This is a genomic window from Mycobacterium sp., from assembly GCF_050701675.1.
Lineage (GTDB): Bacteria > Actinomycetota > Actinomycetes > Mycobacteriales > Mycobacteriaceae > Mycobacterium.
This window is the reverse complement of sequence record NZ_JBOGDD010001278.1, coordinates 1-2,885: the sequence shown is the minus strand read 5'-3', so window position 1 is coordinate 2,885 and position 2,885 is coordinate 1. Positions and strand designations below refer to the sequence as shown.

2 protein-coding genes are annotated in these 2,885 nt (G+C 65.9%); both read left to right on the top strand.

Translation table 11 applies throughout. The annotated features are described in order from the left end of the window. The coding region (locus tag ACRDUX_RS39470; protein WP_526422772.1) for an NtaA/DmoA family FMN-dependent monooxygenase at positions 1-1,340 on the top strand (1,340 nt) is incomplete at its 5' end. 43 nt (positions 1,341-1,383) lie between these two features. Beyond that, a complete protein-coding gene (locus ACRDUX_RS39465; RefSeq protein ID WP_526422770.1) occupies positions 1,384-2,628 on the top strand; it encodes an acyl-CoA dehydrogenase family protein in 1,245 nt (414 codons plus the stop codon). Positions 2,629-2,885: the final 257 nt, after the last annotated feature.

Below are 2,885 nucleotides of genomic sequence, written 5' to 3'. Positions count from 1 at the left end.
CCACCGGCTCGACGCAGCGTCGACTGTTCCTCAGCGTCGCCGTCAACAGCACGGGTTCGGCGGGGCGATCGTGGGCCTGGCCGGGAACCACGTGGAGCCGGTTCAGCGACTGGGACCACTACCTGCGGTCGGCGCAGCTCGCCCACGAGGGCGTGTTCGACATCGTGTTCGTCTCCGACCACCCGGCATTGCAACGGGACAACAGGTCTCGACCACTGCACAGCTTCGACCCGACCGTCCTGTTCTCCGCCATCGCCGCGACGGTGCCGGACATCGGATTCCTGCTGACGGCGTCGTCGTCGTACAACTCGCCGTACAACCTCGCCCGACGGCTGGCGACCCTTGACCACATCTCCGGGGGCCGGGTGATCTGGAACGTCGTGTCCAGCTTCAACCCGGACATCGCCGCCAACTTCTCCAACGCACCGTTGCCTCCACGAGCTGAAAGATACCGGCGCGCCGATGAATTCCTCGACGTCGTCAAGAAGCTCTGGCTCAGCTGGGACGCGCCGGACGGCGAAGCGCCGACCGACACCGTGTGGGACGAGACCACCGCCAGAAGCGTCGATCACCACGGCGAGTTCTTCGACGTGGCCGGCCCGCTCAACGTCCCGATCGGGCCGCAGGGTCACCCGGTGATCGCTCAGTCCGGAGCCTCGCAGGCAGGCGTCGACCTGGCCGCCAAGCATGCCGACATCGTGTATGCGTCGCTGCTGCACGAACAGGCCGCCTTCGAGTACAAGGCGCAACTGCGGGAACGCGCGGTGGCGCATGGGCGCGGCCCCGACGAGATCCGCCTGATGCCCGGTCTGACTGCCATCGTCGGCGCCACTCGTGAGGAGGCCTACCGCAAACACGAAGCACTGCACGGCTTCAGCGGCGAGGATGGGCTGATCGCCGACTTCTTCAAGCGCGCCGCCCTTTTCGACGTCAACGAACGCCTCGATCCGGACAAGACCCTCGATCCAGAGTTGTTCGCCTACTCCGAAGACCAGTTCAGGCCGGTCGGCTTCGTCCGCTCCTTCGCGGAGCTCACTGCCGCCGAGGAGATCACGCCGCGACAACTGGTGCGTCGGGTCGAGGGCGGGCACCGTCTCGCGATCGGTACGCCGCAGGACGTGGCCGATTCCATCCTGGATTGGTGGAGCGACGGCGCAGTGGACGGCTTCAACATCCACATCCCCGTGTTGCCCGACGGCATCGCCGAATTCAATCGGGACGTCATCCCCCTACTGCAGGCCTCCGGCGCCTTCCCGACGGCCTATGACGGTTCGACGATCCGCGAACGGCTCCAGTTGCGCGACCCGCGGCAGGTACCCGCCACCTCGGGCACGACCTGATCTGCCCTCCAACCACATTCACCACCAACCGGAAGAAGCCCTCTTGTCCGCCGAGTTTCAGACCAGCCTCGCCCAGATCCGCGGCGTCTTCGATCAGCTGGCAGTAGGCGCGGCCGCGCGCAGCCGCACCGACGCGTCGGTGCACGAGGAAATCCGTGCGCTCGCAGCCGCCGGCTTCGGACGGCTACGGGTGCCGGTCGAGCACGGCGGATTCGGCGTCGACCTGCCCACTCTGTTCGAACTTCTCGCCGAGGCGGGCCGGGCGGACTCGAACGTCCCGCAGATCCTGCGCGGGCACTTCACCACCGTGGAGATCCTCCGCGAGTCGCCCTTGCGGGACCAGCGGACGCACTGGCTGCGCCGGATCGCCAACGGAGCCGTCTTCGGCAACGCGCAGTCCGAACCGGCGTCCGACAGCCCGGACTTCCTGCCGACGACCAAACTGCACCACGTCGACGGCAGAGCCGTCATCACCGGCGTGAAGTACTACTCCACGGGCTCGTTGTACGCCGACTACATCCGGGTCGCAGCGGGCACCGCAGGCACCGAGGAGTCCCCCGACGGCGGGGTCACCTTCGCCATCGTCTCGGCGCGTGATCCTTCGGTCACGCACGCCGACGACTGGGACGGTATCGGGCAGCGGCTGACCGGCAGCGGCACAACGCGTTTCGACGGTGCGCCGGTCCTGCAGCACGGCGACCTTGGGCGCTCCAAGGAGAACTTGCGCTCGATCCAGGCGTTCGTGCAACTCGTACACCTCGCCAACCTTGCCGGGATCGCACGAAACATCGTCGAGGATGCGGTGACGCTGGTGAAGTCCCGGGTGCGCACCAACCTTCATGCCGAATCCCAGCAAGCGAGCGAGGACGCCGAAGTGTTGGCCGTCGTCGGCCACCTCTACCGGCATGCGCAGACCGCCGACGCGCTTTTGGCGCAGACGGCTGCCGGACTGGAACGCGCCAACCAACTGGCCGCCGCCGGACGCGATGCCGGCGACGCGTACGCGCGCAACTTCATCGACGTGTCGGCAGCGCAGATCACCATCATCGAGGCCGTGCTCGATGCTGGGGCCAAGATCTTCAACGCCGGAGGCGCGTCCGCGATCCGGGAGATCAGCAGCCTCGACCGACACTGGCGCAACGCTCGCACCCTGGCATCCCACAATCCGGTGATCTACAAGCCAAGGATCATCGGTGACTTCATCGTGAACGGCAGGACCGCCAAGTCGTTCTACGACCGCAACCGCAACGCCGCTGCAACCGTTGGTGCGCCGCCTCAATCGAGTTGATTCTGATCTGCAAGATACTTTTGCGCACTGCAAGATAAACCGTTTCGAACGGTCGACTCGCCCTCTACCGTCGTGAGCACGGTCGGATGCGTCCGGCACATCCCCATGCATTGGCAATTCGTCGGCATCCGTGGGTATCTGCCCCTACGTACCCGCTCTCGCTTGCACGTGCACATGAATCTCCTGATGAGGACCAATGACCCGAGTAACCAAGTTGATTGCCTGCGTGATCGCCATGGTCGTTCTGGCCGGATGTT